This window comes from Laceyella tengchongensis (genome assembly GCF_900182735.1).
In the GTDB taxonomy this organism is placed as follows: Bacteria; Bacillota; Bacilli; order Thermoactinomycetales; family Thermoactinomycetaceae; genus Laceyella; species Laceyella tengchongensis.
Window position 1 is genome coordinate 479,207 of sequence record NZ_FXTU01000002.1, and the last position, 17,307, is coordinate 496,513.

At 51.7% G+C, this 17,307-nt stretch carries 18 protein-coding genes and 1 other RNA gene; 2 read left to right on the forward strand and 17 right to left on the reverse strand.

Annotation, left to right across the window (positions count from 1 at the left end; genetic code table 11):
- Window positions 1-70: 70 nt before the first annotated feature.
- The 14 genes from QQZ12_RS05925 to QQZ12_RS05990 all read right to left on the reverse strand — a co-directional run bounded on the left by QQZ12_RS05925 (window position 71) and on the right by QQZ12_RS05990 (window position 12,256).
- Window positions 71-343 carry a DUF1292 domain-containing protein gene (locus QQZ12_RS05925; protein ID WP_102993063.1) on the reverse strand — a complete coding sequence of 91 codons (273 nt, stop codon included), beginning with the start codon at window positions 341-343 and terminating at the stop codon, window positions 71-73.
- A gap of 16 nt (window positions 344-359) precedes the next feature.
- Entirely contained in the window at window positions 360-677 is a 318-nt protein-coding gene (locus QQZ12_RS05930) for a DUF1292 domain-containing protein (RefSeq protein WP_022736747.1), read from the reverse strand.
- 2 nt (window positions 678-679) lie between these two features.
- A complete protein-coding gene (gene ruvX / locus QQZ12_RS05935) occupies window positions 680-1,108 on the reverse strand; it encodes a Holliday junction resolvase RuvX (protein WP_223247962.1) in 429 nt (142 codons plus the stop codon).
- A gap of 42 nt (window positions 1,109-1,150) precedes the next feature.
- On the reverse strand, window positions 1,151-1,402 hold the full coding sequence (locus QQZ12_RS05940; RefSeq protein ID WP_022736749.1) for an IreB family regulatory phosphoprotein: 252 nt from the start codon (window positions 1,400-1,402) through the stop codon (window positions 1,151-1,153).
- A 78-nt stretch (window positions 1,403-1,480) separates the two neighbouring features.
- Window positions 1,481-4,105, reverse strand: a complete 2,625-nt coding sequence (gene alaS, locus QQZ12_RS05945) for an alanine--tRNA ligase (protein WP_102993065.1) — start codon at window positions 4,103-4,105, stop codon at window positions 1,481-1,483.
- 334 nt (window positions 4,106-4,439) lie between these two features.
- A complete protein-coding gene (locus tag QQZ12_RS05950; protein WP_284724102.1) occupies window positions 4,440-5,513 on the reverse strand; it encodes an AI-2E family transporter in 1,074 nt (357 codons plus the stop codon).
- A gap of 146 nt (window positions 5,514-5,659) precedes the next feature.
- Window positions 5,660-5,842: a hypothetical protein gene (locus QQZ12_RS05955; RefSeq protein WP_022736752.1), complete on the reverse strand. Its 183-nt coding sequence runs from the start codon at window positions 5,840-5,842 to the stop codon at window positions 5,660-5,662.
- 35 nt (window positions 5,843-5,877) lie between these two features.
- The gene (locus QQZ12_RS05960; RefSeq protein ID WP_102993067.1) at window positions 5,878-6,078 is read right to left on the reverse strand and encodes a hypothetical protein; all 201 of its coding nucleotides are present in this window, start codon (window positions 6,076-6,078) and stop codon (window positions 5,878-5,880) included.
- Between the two features lie 20 nt (window positions 6,079-6,098).
- On the reverse strand, window positions 6,099-6,599 hold the full coding sequence (locus QQZ12_RS05965) for a PRC-barrel domain-containing protein (RefSeq protein WP_189318868.1): 501 nt from the start codon (window positions 6,597-6,599) through the stop codon (window positions 6,099-6,101).
- A 132-nt stretch (window positions 6,600-6,731) separates the two neighbouring features.
- Window positions 6,732-8,990, reverse strand: coding sequence for an SF1B family DNA helicase RecD2 (gene recD2 / locus QQZ12_RS05970; protein ID WP_284724103.1), 2,259 nt, complete (start codon window positions 8,988-8,990; stop codon window positions 6,732-6,734).
- Window positions 8,991-9,517: 527 nt separating this feature from the next.
- Entirely contained in the window at window positions 9,518-10,024 is a 507-nt protein-coding gene (locus QQZ12_RS05975; protein WP_102993070.1) for a hypothetical protein, read from the reverse strand.
- Between the two features lie 13 nt (window positions 10,025-10,037).
- Window positions 10,038-11,192, reverse strand: a complete 1,155-nt coding sequence (locus QQZ12_RS05980) for a cysteine desulfurase family protein (RefSeq protein ID WP_102993071.1) — start codon at window positions 11,190-11,192, stop codon at window positions 10,038-10,040.
- A gap of 10 nt (window positions 11,193-11,202) precedes the next feature.
- Window positions 11,203-11,622 carry a cysteine metabolism transcriptional regulator CymR gene (cymR, locus tag QQZ12_RS05985; RefSeq protein WP_102993072.1) on the reverse strand — a complete coding sequence of 140 codons (420 nt, stop codon included), beginning with the start codon at window positions 11,620-11,622 and terminating at the stop codon, window positions 11,203-11,205.
- A complete protein-coding gene (locus QQZ12_RS05990) occupies window positions 11,564-12,256 on the reverse strand; it encodes a YczE/YyaS/YitT family protein (protein WP_123827467.1) in 693 nt (230 codons plus the stop codon). Before QQZ12_RS05990 ends, cymR begins: the two co-directional genes overlap by 59 nt.
- A 184-nt stretch (window positions 12,257-12,440) precedes the next feature.
- Between QQZ12_RS05990 and QQZ12_RS05995 the strand changes: the two genes are divergently transcribed.
- On the forward strand, window positions 12,441-13,775 hold the full coding sequence (locus tag QQZ12_RS05995; RefSeq protein WP_102993074.1) for an AAA family ATPase: 1,335 nt from the start codon (window positions 12,441-12,443) through the stop codon (window positions 13,773-13,775).
- 109 nt (window positions 13,776-13,884) lie between these two features.
- The gene (locus QQZ12_RS06000) at window positions 13,885-14,514 is read left to right on the forward strand and encodes a spore coat protein (protein ID WP_375163205.1); all 630 of its coding nucleotides are present in this window, start codon (window positions 13,885-13,887) and stop codon (window positions 14,512-14,514) included.
- Window positions 14,515-14,623: 109 nt separating this feature from the next.
- On the opposite strand, the gene QQZ12_RS06005 is transcribed toward QQZ12_RS06000, so the two are convergent.
- The 3 genes from QQZ12_RS06005 to aspS all read right to left on the reverse strand — a co-directional run bounded on the left by QQZ12_RS06005 (window position 14,624) and on the right by aspS (window position 17,305).
- Window positions 14,624-15,202: a 5' nucleotidase, NT5C type gene (locus QQZ12_RS06005; protein ID WP_102993075.1), complete on the reverse strand. Its 579-nt coding sequence runs from the start codon at window positions 15,200-15,202 to the stop codon at window positions 14,624-14,626.
- A 78-nt stretch (window positions 15,203-15,280) separates the two neighbouring features.
- A non-coding RNA gene (gene ssrS / locus QQZ12_RS06010) (6S RNA) lies at window positions 15,281-15,461 on the reverse strand.
- 71 nt (window positions 15,462-15,532) lie between these two features.
- Complete coding sequence (gene aspS / locus QQZ12_RS06015; protein WP_102993076.1) at window positions 15,533-17,305, reverse strand: aspartate--tRNA ligase; 1,773 nt, start codon at window positions 17,303-17,305, stop codon at window positions 15,533-15,535.
- Window positions 17,306-17,307: the final 2 nt, after the last annotated feature.

Below are 17,307 nucleotides of genomic sequence, written 5' to 3' on the forward strand. Positions count from 1 at the left end.
CTTTTGTCAAAAAACTCTTTTATAGGGTATCACACATGGCATAAAAAAAAACGGGGAAATTTCCCCGTTTTTACTGAAATTCATGAAAATATAACATTTCATCTACAGCTTCGGCAATATTCTCCCATTCATTGTCATCTTCTATCTCTTCCAACCTTCCTTGGTTGACACGGAAAAGATAAGCGTCATCCGCAGGGTCGCCCTCTTTGCGCAACAGGGCGTAATGTTGCCCCCCCACGTCCACTTCACTCACCAAATGATATGGGGTTTCTTGATGAATCATCGGCCTATCGGCCAATTGTTGCCGCAAGATCTGCACCTCGCGCGCTCCCAGTCCATCCATCGTGCCAAAACCTCACTTACTGATGTTCTTCGTCTTCTAGTTCGATGCCAGAAAATAGGGTGTTAAACATTTCCTCAACCAGATCCCATTCCTGCTCGTTGTCTTCTTCAATCATCTCCAGCGTAATATCGTCGCCCTCTTCGGTGTAACGGAAAGCAAGCACTTCCACGCCTTCTTCGTCTTCGTTGTTCCGTTCGTTTTCCAACTCATCCGCCGGCGCGACGAACATGTATTTTTTGCCCGTTTCATCACTTTCAAATGTATACAGGATCTCAAATTTTTCTTCAGTGCCGTCTTCGTTGGGAATCATAAGAAATTCTTGTTGTTCTGCCATGTTTAAATCCTCCTGTTTGCATCAATATATCCTTGCAAAATCCAAGTAGCTGCCAATTGGTCAACCACTTGTTTTCGTTTCTTCCGGGACATGTCTGCGTCAATCAGCGTTCGCTCCGCCGCGGCGGTGGATAAGCGCTCATCCCACATGTGGACGGGCAGGGAATAACGGGCACGGATTTGCTCGGCCAACGCTTGGCACGCTTCCCCGCGCGAACCGAGTGTCCCATTCATATTGCGGGGCAGGCCGACCACGATCTCTTTGACGCGGTATTCCTGAACCAAGCGATCCAATGCCTGCCACCAATCACCCGCTTTGCGGTCGATCACGGTGACTCCCTGAGCCGTCCAACCCAAGGAATCACTCACCGCGACACCGATTCTCCGCTCCCCCACATCCAAGCCGAGGATGCGAGGTGCATCTATATCCAATGAAGAGAACTCCTCAAACCCCATATGTTGGTTTCCTCACTATTATTGACTGTTCTGTTCGATGTAGAATTTGACCAATTCCTCGATGATTTCATCGCGTTCAAGCCGGCGGATCAATGTCCGGGCGTTCTTGTGGCGGGGAATGTATGCTGGGTCTCCAGAAATGAGATAGCCAACGATTTGGTTGACCGGGTTGTACCCTTTTTCCTGTAGCGCCCCATACACTTGAAACAAGACATCCTTAGGGTCAAGGTCTTGATCACCCCGAAAATTAAACTTCATTGTTTCATCCATGGATGATTTCACACCTCTCTGTTTGGATGACCAGCGTTTACTTTCTTCTCCCTTGCCCGGACATTCTCCTGTCAAATTCTATATTTGCGCTTCGACGAATTCATCGACCCGATTCAGCGCATCTGGCAACCGCTCAGGCTGTTTGCCTCCCGCTTGCGCCATGTCGGGGCGGCCACCACCGCCACCACCGCAAAGGGTGGCCACTTCTTTTACCAATTTGCCTGCGTGTAAGCCAGCTTTCACATAATCTTGCGATACGGAAGCGACAATCTGCACTTTGCCATCGGCATTGGAACCGAGTACAATGACGCCCTGCCCCATCTTTTGGCGCAGATCGTCCACCATCGAACGCAATTGATCCATGCTGTTGGCATCAACTTGCGCCCACAGCACCGGCACGCCCTTCACTTCATGCACCCGGTTGATCAGTTCGCCGGCTGCCGCTTGGTTGAGTTTCGCTTGGAGCGACTCGTTTTCCCGTGCCAATTCTTTATTCCGTTCTTGCAATTGCTCAATGCGTTCCGCCACATCAGCCGGCTTGGTTTTGAGCAAGGCTGCCGCTTTGCCCAACAGCGCCATCTGTTCTTCCAAATAAGCGTAAGCCCGGCGGCCCGTCACCGCTTCAATGCGTCGTGTGCCTGAACCGATGCCACTTTCGCTCAGAATTTTGAATAGACCGATCTCCCCTGTGCTTTCAACGTGGGTGCCTCCGCAGAGCTCTAAGCTGTAGTCGCCGACTTGAACCACGCGCACAACATCACCGTATTTCTCGCCAAACAAGGCCATTGCACCCATCGCTTTCGCTTCGGACAGAGATTTTTGCATGATGTTAACCTTAGTATTCACCCAAATTTGTTCGTTTACACGTCGTTCCACCTCACGAACCTCGTCATCCGTCATCGCACCGATATGCGAGAAGTCGAAGCGAAGTCGATCCGGCGCCACCAAGGAACCAGCTTGGTTCACATGCTCACCCAGTACTTCTTTGAGCGCTTTGTGCAACAGATGCGTAGCGGTGTGGTTTCTGACGATGTCCTGGCGCAAGGTTTCATCGATAGCAGCGCGAACCTCGTCCCCTTGCCGAACCGTTCCTTCCTCGGCTACAACGGAGTGCACATGTTCGCCACGCGGACCTTTTTTCACTTCTTCAACCCGAAGCTTGCCGCCAGCGGACGCAATCCAGCCCGTATCGGCTACTTGGCCACCACTTTCTGCGTAGAAGGGAGTCTCATCTAAGATGATGAGTCCTTTTTGGCCCGCTTGGATCGACTCGGCCAGCTGATCGTCGATGATGATCGCACTCACTCGGGTTTGCCGCACACGTTCGGTGTAACCAACAAATTGCGAAGCGACTTCAAGCTCACTCAAAGCGCCCCCTTGCACTTGCATGCTGTCTACTTCTTGGCGAGCAGCACGGGCACGCTCCCGTTGCGATTCCATTTCCCGGTCAAAGCCAGCGCGATCCACTTCCAACCCATGCTCCCTCGCGAAATCTTCGGTCAGGTCGACGGGGAACCCATAGGTATCATACAGTTTGAACGCGTCAACTCCGCCAATCACGGTGCGCCCTTCTCGTTTCGCCTCGGCCACTATGTTTTCCAAGATATGCAGACCTTCACTCAAGGTTTCCAAGAAGCGCTCTTCTTCGCTTTTGATAACCCGTTCGATGAATGCTTTCTTCTCACTTGGCTCTGGATAGTAGTCACGCATGATTTCCGCCACCACCGGAGTCAGCTCGTGCAGGAATGGGCGTTCCATGCCAAGCTTCCGTCCGTATCTGACAGCGCGGCGCAACAAGCGGCGCAGGACATACCCACGACCTTCGTTAGACGGCAAAACGCCATCGCCCACGGCAAACACAATGGTGCGAATATGGTCGGCGATCACCTTCAACGCGATGTCGGTCTCTTCGTTCTGCTGGTAAGTCGCTCCGGTGATGCGACAGGTTTCTTCGATGATCGGCAGGAACAGATCAGTGTCATAGTTGGTCGGCACATCTTGCATAACTGAAGCCATCCGTTCCAATCCCATCCCCGTATCGATGTTCTTTTTCGGCAGGGGGGTGTACGTGCCATCTGGGTTGTGGTTGTACTGAGAAAACACCAAGTTCCAGATTTCCAGATAGCGTTCATTTTCACCGCCGGGATACATCTCGGGATCGTTGGGATCGCCGATGTGCGCGCCGCGATCATAAAAGATCTCCGTATTGGGTCCGCTCGGCCCTTCGCCAATATCCCAGAAGTTGCCTTCCAGCTTGACAATGCGCTCTTTGGGAATGCCGATCTTCTCATGCCAATAACGGTACGCTTCCTCATCTTCCGGATGGACAGTCACCGATAGGCGGTCGGGGTCCAGACCCATCCATTCGGGCGAGGTTAGGAATTCCCAAGCCCAGGTGATCGCTTCTTCTTTGAAGTAATCCCCGATGGAGAAGTTGCCCAACATCTCAAAAAATGTATGGTGGCGTGCGGTGTAGCCCACATTTTCTATGTCGTTGGTACGAATGGATTTCTGTGAATTGACAATGCGCGGATTTTCAGGTGTGACCCGGCCATCGAAATACTTTTTAAGTGTTGCCACTCCGCTGTTGATCCACAGCAAGGTGGGATCATCGACCGGAACCAACGACGCACTCGGTTCGATAGCGTGCCCTTTTTGTTTGAAAAACTCCAGGTATTTGCGACGAATCTCACTTGCTTTCATGTGTGTATGCCTCCTTTTCTTTGCAAAGAAAAAACCTTTCCATCCCCTGTCAGTAAGGGACGGAAAGGTTTCCGCGGTACCACCCTATTTACCGCATCTATGCAAGCGGCCAACAGCCGACTATGTAACACGGTCACTTCATTTGGATAACGGCATGGTCGATGCCGGCAGGGATTAGCTGCATTCCGAAACTGGCCGCGAACCAACCTGAACCGGAAAAGCCTTTCAGCCAAGGGCTTTTCTCTCTGACGGGGGATAGGATCGCTCGGTTTCATCACCATCTTGTTCGCTTTTGCATTGTCTTTACCCATTATACAAGCTTGCATGGAAAGTTTCAAACCCTAACTTTCGTCAAATGATCCACGATGTGTTCCAACATCACTTTGCCCATGGCAAAAACGGGTACGGCCAGAATCAATCCCCACACTCCACCCAATTCTCCACCCACCAACAGCGCGAAAATGATGGCGAGCGGATGAAGGTGAAGACTGCGGCCCACGATCTGCGGCGAAATCACATTTCCCTCTAGCACCTGCACCCCCAAGTTGACCAGCACCACCCCCACGAGCATGCGCGGTGAATGGAACAAAGCGACGAATAAAGCGGGAATCGCTCCAAAAATCGGCCCCAGATACGGAATGATGTTAAATACGGCCACCATCGCCGCCAACAACAGCGCATACGGCACTCCCACGATCAGGTATCCGATATACGCCAATACCCCGATCACCATGCACACGAGAAACTGTCCTCGCACATAGTTTCCCAACGCTTGATCCATGTCCCTTATCAGCCGAACCAATTCGCGGCGCCGCTGTTTGGGAAACAGCGAAAAAAAGGAGCGTTCGATGGAGTGAATATCTTTTAGCATGTAGAAAGCTAAGAAAGGAGTGATGAATAACAAAAACAGTTGGTTTATTGTGGTCCCCAAACCGCTCATCATCTTCTCAACATGTTCTGTCAATTTCGTTTCCAACCGACCCAGCGAATTTTCGATTCCCTGCTTAACCCCATAAGGAAGCAATTCACTACTGTGATCATTGTATTCTTTCATCATCTGTTGGAACTTTTGGCTCCACTGCGGTAAATGCTCCGACAGTTCCTGTATTTGCTCTTCGAGGATCGGCACGGTCTTCATCGTGAGGATCACCAACGATGCGATGAACAGCGTGTAAATCAACAAAACGGACAATGAGCGGGACAAGCCTTTGTGGCTCAATAAATTGACGATCGGATGGAGGAGGTAAGAGATGACCATCGCAATAAAGAAGGGCCCCAACACGGCACGCAAAAACTGAAACACCACTTGCAGCCACGGGTTGATCTGATACAGCATGAACAATATCCCCAGCAGCACCAGTATCAGCAAGGAAACTTGTAGCGCTTTACTGAGGTTCCACCTTTCCAACAGCTCCCCCTCCAATCGGACAAGACTTGCTACCCTTAAGATACGAGAAAAAAAGAGAGTTTATGATCGCATCTCCGATATGTCCGCCATTTCACTCACAAACGGAAAAAACCTGGGCCGCGCCATACGGCCCAGGGGTGCGGTGTTTACCTAGCCAGCGGGAGATTTCTCATCATCCGTTTCATCATGCGGTTCCCATTGATTTGCTTCAACATGGGATACACATAACGGAACCATTTGTTTTTCCGCCGTCTCGCATTCATCAAAGCGTTGGCTCCGATCGCCAGCAAGCTGCCCAGCATTAGGGTGATCACCATCGGGCGATTCATGTGGTTCCCTCCTTTTGGCACGGTTGAAAGATGAGTTAATCCAAATAAACCGTTCGGCTATCCTCTTCAAAAAACAGGTCGTTGAGGGACGTCAAACTTCCGTCTTCCTCCACTTGGTAGATGGAGGAAATCCCTTTATCATCTGTTGTCATCTCTACAAAACATTGCCAGCAATAGAACTGGTTGGTTCCCACTTTTCCCAGGTCGTGCGAATTGCAGTTGGGGCAGCGAAGCATACTTCTTCCCTTCCTTCAAGCTAACTTTCTTTGATCCGGATCCCGTCCAACGGCGCGATCAGCACATCTTCCCCCCACACAAGGGGTTGGGCGCATCTCAGCACTTTGCGCCCCTGTCTGAGATCGGCCAGGAGCCCTTCGGATACTTCGTACCCTACCAGCGTTCCCACTTCCTCTTGAAAATAGACATTTTCTACCATCCCCAATTCTCGACCGTTGCTGAGCATAATGGTGCGCCCTTTTAGCTTTTTCTCTCCGGAACAAAGACCGATCCAGGACTCCGCTTCTTTGGGAAGATCTTGTATGTCCGCTTCGCTCTCGACGACGACGGCATCCATCCCGACCGAACACAACCGCTTGGCCGGGATGAACTTGCGCCGTTTGAACAAGCCCCCCTGCTCCAATAAAATCCCTTGCCAGACATTGGCGGAATCGAAGAGCACATCGGAAACCGTCCCCAACTGTTTGCCTGTGTAGCGGTGGATGATGGATAGCCCAATCACTTCCTGGGATTTGCGCAAGGATGATCGCCTCCTCCGCCTAATGAATAGTATGGGTAAGGCGGGCTGAAGCATGTGGGGGAGATGTTGGAAGCCGAATTCCCGACACACCAAAAAAGGCTTCCCGCACACCCAGTGCATGGGAAGCCCTGTTTACCAATCCTCTTCTATTAAATCTTTCAAACAGCTGTTTCGCCCATCTACCCGCTGACGCTTAACCCCTTCCGCAAACGCCTCTTGCTCGCCGCACATGATCAAATAAGACTTGCTGCGCGTGATGCCGGTATAAATCAAATTGCGTTCCAACATCCGACGGTATGCGTGTAACAGGGGAAACACCACAATCGCGAATTCAGACCCTTGTGATTTATGGACTGAACAAGCATAAGCCAAAGCGATCTGATTCAATTGCGTCCGTTTGTAGGGGACTTCTAGCTGATCGTACCGCACCCACAGCACGGGCTGGTCCCCGCCGGCATCCTCATCGATGGCCGAAATAATCCCCATGTCCCCGTTGTAAACAGGATGTTCGGGATGATTGATCAGTTGGAGCACTTTATCACCGAATCGGAATACCGTTTCACCCCATGTCACCTCTTTTTTGTCAGGGGATTTGGGATTGAGGGTGGCTTGAATCTCTTGGTTGATGCGATCCACCCCTACCGGTCCTTTATAGATCGGAGCCAACACTTGCACGTCAAATAAGGTATAACCCTTTTTGATGGCATTTTCCACCGTTTTCACGATGATCGGCAAAGCTTGTTCTTTCTTGCAGGGAAAGAAGCGCCGATCTGCCCATCGCTCCATCAGATCGTCCGGCACCTCTCCCCGTTTGAGGGAGTGAGCCAACCGAATGATGGACGATCCTTCTGCCTGGCGAAATATTTCATTTAATTCAACCCGAGGGATCGCTTGTACCTGCAGGAGATGGTGCAACACCTGCCCCGGACCGACTGACGGCAATTGGTCTTGGTCTCCGACAAAAATGACTTGCATCCCTTTCGGCAAGGCACGCAACAATTGGTTGGCCAACCAGATGTCCAACATGGACGTCTCATCCACAATCAGGAGTGATCCGCTAATCGGGTGTTCGGCGTCATGTTCAAAAAATTCGCCTTTCCAACCCAAACAGCGATGGATGGTCATAGCCGGCAAACCGGTGGTTTCGGACATCCGTTTCGCCGCTCTGCCTGTCGGCGCCACAAGGCGGATGGGGTATGGCTTCTCCGTTCCTTCATAATCTGCGGGGTCAATGGAAATTTCCCGCAATCGGGCATATAGTTGGCAAATCCCCTGGATGACGGTCGTTTTTCCCGTGCCCGGCCCCCCCGTCAAGATCATAAACGGCGACGTCAGCGCCGTGATCATCGCATCGCGCTGTTTGTCGGCATAGCTGACGCCCAACTCCTCTTCAATCTCCCCGATCGCTCGGTAGAGATCAGCCACGCTAAATGCGAGATCCAGTTCTTGCTCCAGCAATTGTTTCACCCGAAGCGCGCAACCGTATTCCGCATAATACAGGGACGGCATATAATACCTGTCTTGCTCGCACAACAGACGTTCGTCGTCCAGTAGCTTTTCCATCCCTTGCTTACGCGCATCTTCTGGAAACAGCTCATCGGCCCGCTCGCCCAACAGATCATTCACTTGCGCGTTTAGTTGCTCCCAAGTGAGGTACACATGCCCTTGTGACATGGATGCCTCTTTGATGGCGTACAAAACGGCAGCCTGAAACCGTTCCGTGGCCGATTCATCCAGTCCTTGGACTTGGGCGATCTCATCAGCGCGGCGAAAACCGATCCCATCGATATCATCAATCAACCGATAAGGATTTTCCTTCAGGATGGGGATCGTCTGGTGCTTGTATGCCTGGACGATTTTCAGAGCCATGGTCGCACCGATGCCGAACTGATACAGATAAACCATCGCCTGTTCCAACGCCTGATGCTCATACAGATGCTCGGCGATCCGCTGCGCTTTGGAACTGGAGATACCCCGGATCTCCGTCAAGACCTCGGGATTTTGAGCGATTTTGTCCAACGCATCAGAACCCAGGTGCTCAACGATTTTTTCCGCTGTTTTTTTGCCAACGCCATCAAACAGGCCGCTCGCCAAATATTTCACGATCGCCTCTTTTGAGCGCGGCACTTCTTTCTTCACTTGATGCGCATAATATTGCCGCCCGAACTTGGGATGTTCCCGCCATTCGCCATGACAGGTGTACACCTCATCCTCATGCGGGCGCAACATATGGCCCACCACCGTCACTTCTTCATCCACCCTATCGTCGGACGCTTCGCTGACGCGCATCAAAAAAACGCCGTATCCATTGTCCTCGTTGTAAAAAATCTCTTGAATAAATGAGCCTTTGATGAAATTGTCCTTATACAATTCCAATTCCGCTTGCTTCATTTCCATGCACACCTTATTCTCATCATGCGCTTTATCATCGCCCCCATGCGAAAGCGTCCTCCTTCTAACCTCGCAAAAAACGCTCGGTAAGAAGTGTAGTAGTTACTCCGCTCGGCGGAGTGTAGTCCTTCTAACCTCGCAAAAAACGCTCGGTAAGAAGTGTAGCGGTTACTCCGCTCGGCGGAGTGTAGTCCTTCTAACCTCGCAAAAAACGCTCGGTAAGAAGTGTAGCGGTTACTCCGCTCGGCGGAGTGTAGTCCTTCTAACCTCGCAAAAAACGCTCGGTAAGAAGTGTAGCGGTTACTCCGCTCGGCGGAGTGTAGTCCTTCTAACCTCGCAAAAAACGCTCGGTAAGAAGTGTAGCGGTTACTCCGCTCGGCGGAGTGTAGTCCTTCTAACCTCGCAAAAAACGCTCGGTAAGAAGTGTAGCGGTTACTCCGCTCGGCGGAGTGTAGTCCTTCTAACCTCGCAAAAAACGCTCGGTAAGAAGGACTTACAAAAACGACCTCTAGTTGCTAGAGGTCACGTCATCCGGTGAAGTCTTCTTTCATTTCTGTCATCACATGTTCCATCGCACATTCCGCAGAGCAGAATTCATGGCGTTCTTCTGAGCTGTCCCACTTACGCCGCTCAGGATCTTTGGGATTGAACTCATATTCGCACACGATGCAACGATGCATCTGCGGAATGCGGGCCAGTCCGCTCCGCAATTGGGCGCGCTGTTCATTATCCAGTCTCAGCAAACCCGTGATGTATTGTTCAATTTCCTCTTTGTCGGCAAAGTACAGCGGATCTTCCGTAGCATACTTCAACGGGTTCCACCATGCGTATCTTCCGTCGGAGAGGTAAACGATGTAGTAATCCTGGACAATCCGCTCTGATGCGTGTTCCAGTTGTTCATATGTGCGAAAGCCCAGTTCCGCGGCCAAGTTGTCCATTAAAGCGCGATCAATATCCTCCAACATCGACTTCCAATCGATGTTATCCACTTCCTGTTCCCAGCCCACCATTTGATCTAGCTCTTTGAAATTCACAGTCCCTCTCCCCTCAAATCTCTTCATGTCGTTGTAATCTGTGAACAATGCTGGCTACCATTTCAGCGGCGCGTTTGATTTCATCAACGGTGTTGCCGCGCCCAAAACTGAAGCGAATGGCTGACCGGGTTCTTTCTTCAGATAAATGCATGCTTTGAAGCACATGGGATACTTCCAGCGTACCAGAAGTGCAAGCTGAGCCGCTTGCGCATGCGATTCCCGCCAGGTCGAAATTCATGAGCAGGGTCTCGGAATCGGTTCCCGGGAAGCTGACGTTCAAAATATGGGGCAAACTCTTTGTGGGATGGCCGTTGACGACAAACTCAATGGGTTGTCTGTTTAACTCTTCCACAAACGCTTGGCGCAGGACGCGCATGTCCGCCATATGTTGTTCCCGGGAGGCTTGCGACAGCTCAACCGCTTTGGCGAAGCCGATGATCCCCATGACGTTCTCTGTGCCGGGTCGACGGCGTCGTTCTTGGGAGCCACCGAAAGTCCTCGGGATAAACTTCACATTCTTCCCCAGATAAAGCGCTCCAATCCCTTTCGGCCCGTTGATCTTATGACCTGATACCGAGATTAAATCCACCGGCAGGCGCTTAACATCGATCTCAAGAGAACCGAAAGCCTGCACCGCATCCGTATGGAACAGCACACCCCGCTCGCGCGCCAATTCGCCGATTTGTTCAATGGGTTGCACCGTACCGATCTCATTGTTGGCCATCATAATCGAAATCAGCGTCGTGTCGTCGCGGATCGCTTGCCGCAGTTGCTCGAGATCAATCAAACCAGTATGATCGACCGGCAGATAGGTAACTTCAAAGCCGATCCGCTCCAAATACCGGCAGGCATCCAACACCGCATGATGCTCGATTTGAGTGGTAATGAGATGTTTTTTTCCTGTCTCTGCATATGCCGCAGCCACGCCAAGCAAAGCCATATTGTCCGCTTCTGTCCCACCGCTAGTGAACACCAGTTGCCCAGCGTCCGCCCCCAACGCGCGCGCCACTTGGTCGCGTGCTTGGTCGATGGCCACGCGCACGTCGCGGCCATATTGATGCATGCTGGACGGATTGCCGAACGCCTCCCCCAAATAGGGGAGCATGGCTTCTTTCACCAATGGATGGATCGGCGTCGTTGCGGCATGATCCAAATAAATTGCCATCATGTTTCACCTGCTAAATATAAAACATATAGTTGTCATTTTGTCCATCATGCGTGAAATTGATCAAAGAAGCAAGCGTCGTCGTATCCAATTCTTTAGCGATCGCATCACGAATCCTCTTCCACAGGTCACGACGGGCAGGATCTTCCTCTTCATTGAACTCGACTGGACTGATCGGCCCTTCCAACACGCGGATGATATCTCCCGCCGAAATCTCCTCTGGAGCCTTCGCCAGCTTGTAACCACCGTAAGCCCCCCGCACACTCCGTACCAATCCGGCATTGCGAAGCGGAGCGATCAACTGTTCCAGATAATGCTCAGACAAAGCGTGACGCTCGGCCACACTTTTCAATGGTACCGGTCCCTTGCCGTACCTAGCAGCCAAATCCATCATGATGGTAAGTCCGTACCTTCCTTTGGTTGAGATTTTCAAGAATGGCACCCCTTTTCGTTATTCTTTCTAACAACCGCTCACAGTAAGAAATGGACCATTGCATTAACGGCCCCGTCAAAAAACAAAAAAAGAGTGTTCCAATATGTACAGGTCCACCCAGAAGCCAGCCGGTCCCTCCAACGATTACCTCCATTATAGTACGAACGGCACGAATCGACCAGCCAGTCCGTTTTGCCAACTCCAGAGTCAACCCGTCGCGGGGTCCCGCCCCGGTGCGCGGCGCAATGTACAACCCTACCCCAAAGGCGACCAAGGCCACCCCGACCGTCAAGTAAACCAAGCGCAACACCCATCCACTTACAGCGGGAATCAGGTTCAAAAACATAATCAAATCAATAAACGGACCCAAGAGCAACATATTAAGAAACGTTCCCCATTGTGGATATGAACGTTTCAACCAACACGTAACAGCCACAATCACGATTCCCAAGACGGTCACCCATGTGCCGATGGATAACGATGAAACCCGAGCCAATCCGATATGTAGCACATCCCAAGGCGCCACACCCAGATCTGATTTTATGGCAAAGACCGTGCCGAAAGAAATGGTCCACAATCCGCTGAAGAAAAACACCCACTGCCAAACCCAAGCCATACGCTTTATCTTATGCATCCTCATCGATCCTTCAGCTGTTATTTTACGGCCACACTTGTCAAGTTTATCATAGGATTATTACGTTTCGACATGATTTTTTCCCGCATGCAAAAAATCCATCCATCCCGCTCTAGCCAATGTGTGGAATTCACACTATCATAAATAGGAGAATCAGGATGGACAGAAAGGCGGAAAAATAACGGTGGATTTATTTGAATACAGCCGGGAGCAATCGCGGCGAAGCGAGCCGCTTGCCGCCCGCATGCGTCCCCGCTGCTTGGATGAAGTTGCGGGGCAAACCCATATCATTGGCAAAGGAAAATTGCTGAGACGAATGATTGAAGCCGATCAGCTGTCGTCAATCATCTTTTACGGCCCGCCCGGAACAGGTAAAACCACGCTCGCCCATGTAATCGCCAATCAGACCAGTGCCTACTTCGAACGCATCAATGCGGTTACGGCCGGTGTCAGCGACATCCGCCGGATCATAGAAGAGGCGAAGCAACGAATCAACATGTACGAGCAACGAACCGTGTTGTTCATCGACGAAATCCATCGCTTCAACCGTTCTCAGCAGGACGCTTTGCTTCCCCATGTCGAGGACGGAACCGTCATCTTAATTGGCGCGACCACCGAAAATCCCTCATACGAAGTGAATGCCGCGTTGCTGTCGCGTTCGCGGCTCTTTACGTTAAAGCCACTATCCGAAGAGGAACTGGGTCTCGTATTGGACCGCGCCCTGGCCGATTCCGAACGCGGACTGGGCGCGTATCGGGTTGAGTTGGAACCGGAGGCCAAAGCACACCTCATCCGCTGTGCAGGAGGAGACAGCCGCACTGCCTTAAATGCATTGGAATTGGCCGTCGTCACCACACCACCTGACGAATCGGGCATTCGCCGCATCACTTTGGAAGTGGCGGAAGAGTCAATCCAACGCAAAGTCATCCGCTATGACAAGAGCGGCGACCAGCATTATGACACCATTTCCGCTTTCGTCAAAAGCATGCGCGGATCAGACGCCGACGCCGCTCTCTATTACTTGGCCAAAATGTTGCAAGCCGGCGAAGATCCCCGTTTTATCGCCCGGCGCATCTTCATCCATGCCGCAGAAGACGTGGGCATGGCCGACCCCCGCGCCCTCTTAATCGCTTCGGCCGCCGCACATGCCGTCGATTTCATCGGCTTGCCCGAAGCGCAAATCCCTTTGGCGCAAGCGGTCATCTACATCGCCACGGCTCCCAAAAGCAATTCAGCCGTGCGAGGGATCAATGAAGCGAACACCTTGGTTAAACAAGAACATCGCGGGGATGTTCCCCCACATCTGCGCGACGCCCATGGAGCGGGGGCTAAAGCCCAGGGCAGGGGCAAAGGTTACCGCTATCCGCATGATTATCCTCGGGGCTATGTCGCCCAGCAATACCTGCCGGACGAACACCGCGACAAGCGCCTGTACCATCCCAGCCCGCATGGATATGAGCACAAATTACAAACGTTCCTGCGCTGGATGAAAGGGGAGGATCACGGCCGACCGGAATGAGACAGTCCGCCGATTTCCTCTCCTTCCCATCGGCAACGATGTGTAGAACCCCCTCACTTGGACATATTACTTAATGTCACATTCAGGAAGGAGGAGTTCTAACATGCACATGCAACCGATGAACGCGAACAATCAGATGGAAAACCAAACGGTGAATCCGGTGCCACCGGTCATGAACCATGCAGGACATGAAGTATTGGACGTGCATGAGATTTTATCGCATGCGGTTAACACGATGAACACTTATGTCATGTTGCGGCCTCATGTGCAAGATCCCGAGTTGGCGGATATCATGCAACGCCAACACCAATACATGGTGAACGAATACAACACCTTGGTCGACTGCTTCTCGACGGGACGTGATCCCGCCACACCAACTTCACGCTATCAAATGAAACAAGGCAACAATGTGATCTACGGGATGAAGCAGCAAGGGCAACCGCACAAGCCCATGACCAACCCGTCCGAAATCAACGACCAACGGATTTCGTCGCAAATACTGGGCATGCTGAAGACTGGAGCCAGCCATAAAGCCGTGGCCGCCACGGAAACAACCAACCCTGTTGTGCGCCGCGTATTGGCAGACAGCATTCCCAACTGCATTGAAATGGCGTATGAAGTCTTCCTTTATCAGAACAAGCGGGGCTACTACCAAGTGCCTCAATTCTCCCAACAAGAAATGCAACAACTCACCACATCCTTCGGCCCGGCCACTCCTCCCCAACTTCCCCTGCAGTGACAATAAGTGCGCAAAACAGCCTAGCATTTCCGCTAGGCTGTTTTAGTTTGGGCTAGTTTCCGGCTAAGTAAAAAAGCCCGCGTTCTGACAACAACGCGGACTCATTCCGTTACGCTTCATTCTGATTCATATGTTCTTCTACTAGGGCATACACCTGCCGCCAATCGGTAATTCGTTTGATCTCCTTGGGCATTTTACGGTTGTACACGGCATCGACAATCACCGTGGGTACGTTGTTTTTAACAAGATTTTCTATATGGCTAGGGGCATCCTCAAAAAACAATTCCACACCGAGCTCTTTGGCTTTGCGTGCTTTATCTTGCGCATTCATGACCAAGTTATCTCCAGTGTAGGGAAACCCATGTTTCTTCAACCACTCTTTTGTCACTTGCGTGACGTTGGGAAAGCCAGGCCGGGCCGTGATGAAATAAACGCGATGCCCTTGCTTGACCAGTTCATTCAACACCTCAGCCGCATGCTGAAGTGGAACGCCAAGCGAATAAATCTCTTCCTCTAGCTTCCGCCACAAGCGCGACGCTTCCTTAGGAGTAATTCCGTATGCTTTATCAAGATATAAATCGCTGATATCTTCCAATTTAACATTACGCTTCAAGACCCGGTTATGTACTTCGACTGCGGCCCGTTGTGTATCCTTGATCGTGCCGTCGATATCTACACCTAAGATCATGCCATCTCGCCTGCCTTCGCTCAAGATCAGTCATTTCATATAACATTTTCCCCAAAACCAGCGAGATATGCGCAAAAAAAGAGCCCCATTATGCCGTGCTCCGTCAGTTTTGAACCTGCCTCATCAGCAGGTGGGTGCCCTGAACCCGCAGTTCATGGGTCCACTCGGCGGTGGCTTCCACTTCCTCGGGTGACTTCAAGCTCCCTTTGTCATCGTGTTGGCTCAAAACTTTCGGGTGTCACGAACATCGCAGGACTCGTTCTGTTGATTTTATGTTAACAGATCACAGCGCCAAGATCAAGCTGTCAGCTGTTACAATTACAGGAAAGCCTATTTTTGTGTCGCTATTTGGATGTGCAAGTCGTTCAACTGTTGTTCATCCACCGGCGCCGGAGCTTCTGTCAGCAAGCAAGTGCCGCTTGTCGTTTTGGGGAAGGCGATGCACTCACGCAAGTTGGTACGGCCAGCAAGCAACATGACAATGCGGTCGAAGCCAAAGGCAATCCCACCGTGCGGCGGTGCACCATACTCAAACGCTTCAAGCAGGAAGCCAAATTTCTCTTTGGCGTCTTCCATGGAAAGGCCCAACGCTTGAAACATCTTCTCTTGGATGTCACGTTGGTAAATCCGCTGGCTACCGCCGCCGATTTCAAAACCGTTTAAGACCATATCGTAAGCTTTGGCGCGCACCCGGCCAGGATCAGTCTCCAACAACGGCACATCCTCTTCCATGGGCATGGTGAATGGATGATGCATCGCATAATAGCGGTTGTCTTCTTCCGAGTACTCCAACAGCGGGAACTCGGTCACCCACGCGAAGGCGTAGCGGTCGGGATCGATCAGGTTGAGTGCTTTTGCCAAGCGGACGCGCAATTCTCCCAGCACATCGGCAACCACTTTTTTGTTGTCGGCCACGAAGAACAGCATGTCACCCGTCTCTGCCCCGGTTGCTTTTTGGATCGCTGCCACTTCTTCCTCACTGAGGAATTTGGCGACCGATCCTTTCAATCCGCCCTCTTTCAAAGCCATCCATGCCAGCCCTTTGGCTCCGAAGGCCTGGGCGACTTGACCCCAGTTGTCCACTTCTTTGCGGCTCCAATCAGCGCAACCTTTCACCGTGATCGCCTTGACCTGACCACCCGAAGCGATCGCTCCACTAAACACTTTGAATGAAGAGTCGCGTAGAATGTCGGACAAGTCGACCAACTCCATGCCAAAGCGCAAATCCGGCTTGTCTGAGCCATACCGTTCCATCGCCTCTTGATACGTCAACCGCGGGAACGGGCGAGGCACCTCCACACCGATTGTCTCTTTGAATAGCTTTGCCACCATCTCTTCCATCATCGACAAAAACGTCTCCGTCGGCAAGAAAGAGGCTTCAATGTCGATCTGGGTGAATTCCGGTTGCCGGTCGGCCCGCAAATCCTCATCGCGGAAACAACGCGCAAACTGGAAGTACCGCTCCATTCCCGCCACCATAAACAATTGCTTGAACAACTGCGGGGATTGTGGCAATGCATAGAACGAACCTTCATGCACCCGGCTCGGCACCAAGTAATCCCTCGCACCTTCCGGTGTGCTACGGGTCAACATCGGCGTTTCCATTTCGACAAATCCGTGCTGGTCCAAGAATTGGCGCACGATTTGCATCGCCCGGTGCCGAATCAGCATCGTCTTCTGCATTTTGCTACGGCGCAAATCCAAATAACGGTACTTCAATCGAATCGATTCATCCACATCCAGATCATCCTGAATCATGAACGGCGGAGTTTTAGCGGCATTGAACACATGCACCTGCTCGCCTTGAATTTCGATTTCACCCGTCTTCATGTTAGGGTTGACGGTGCCTGGTTCACGCTCCACCACTTTCCCCGTGATCGCCAAAACATATTCCGAACGCACCTGTTCGGCGATGCGGACGGCTTCAGGGGAGATTTCCGGATTAAACACCACTTGCACCCGCCCCGAACGGTCGCGCAAGTCCAAGAAAATCAGTCCCCCCAGATCACGGCGCTTATGCACCCACCCGTTTAAGGTGACTCTTTTCCCAACTAATTCTTTTGTGCATTCTGTTGCAAAATGTGTACGATGGACACCTTCCATCA

Bases quoted from the DNA above. Each gene is read 5' to 3' on its own strand.
- QQZ12_RS05925 (WP_102993063.1), bottom strand. From the start codon at position 343: ATGGATGGACTGGGAGCGCGCGAGGTGCAGATCTTGCGGCAACAATTG.
- QQZ12_RS05930 (WP_022736747.1), bottom strand. From the start codon at position 677: ATGGCAGAACAACAAGAATTTCTTATGATTCCCAACGAAGACGGCACT.
- QQZ12_RS05940 (WP_022736749.1), bottom strand. From the start codon at position 1,402: ATGGATGAAACAATGAAGTTTAATTTTCGGGGTGATCAAGACCTTGAC.
- alaS (WP_102993065.1), bottom strand. From the start codon at position 4,105: ATGAAAGCAAGTGAGATTCGTCGCAAATACCTGGAGTTTTTCAAACAA.
- QQZ12_RS05955 (WP_022736752.1), bottom strand. From the start codon at position 5,842: ATGAATCGCCCGATGGTGATCACCCTAATGCTGGGCAGCTTGCTGGCG.
- QQZ12_RS05960 (WP_102993067.1), bottom strand. From the start codon at position 6,078: ATGCTTCGCTGCCCCAACTGCAATTCGCACGACCTGGGAAAAGTGGGA.
- recD2 (WP_284724103.1), bottom strand. From the start codon at position 8,990: ATGAAGCAAGCGGAATTGGAATTGTATAAGGACAATTTCATCAAAGGC.
- QQZ12_RS05980 (WP_102993071.1), bottom strand. From the start codon at position 11,192: ATGATGGCAATTTATTTGGATCATGCCGCAACGACGCCGATCCATCCA.
- QQZ12_RS05990 (WP_123827467.1), bottom strand. From the start codon at position 12,256: ATGCATAAGATAAAGCGTATGGCTTGGGTTTGGCAGTGGGTGTTTTTC.
- QQZ12_RS06000 (WP_375163205.1), top strand. From the start codon at position 13,885: ATGCAACCGATGAACGCGAACAATCAGATGGAAAACCAAACGGTGAAT.
- QQZ12_RS06005 (WP_102993075.1), bottom strand. From the start codon at position 15,202: ATGATCTTAGGTGTAGATATCGACGGCACGATCAAGGATACACAACGG.
- aspS (WP_102993076.1), bottom strand. From the start codon at position 17,305: ATGGAAGGTGTCCATCGTACACATTTTGCAACAGAATGCACAAAAGAA.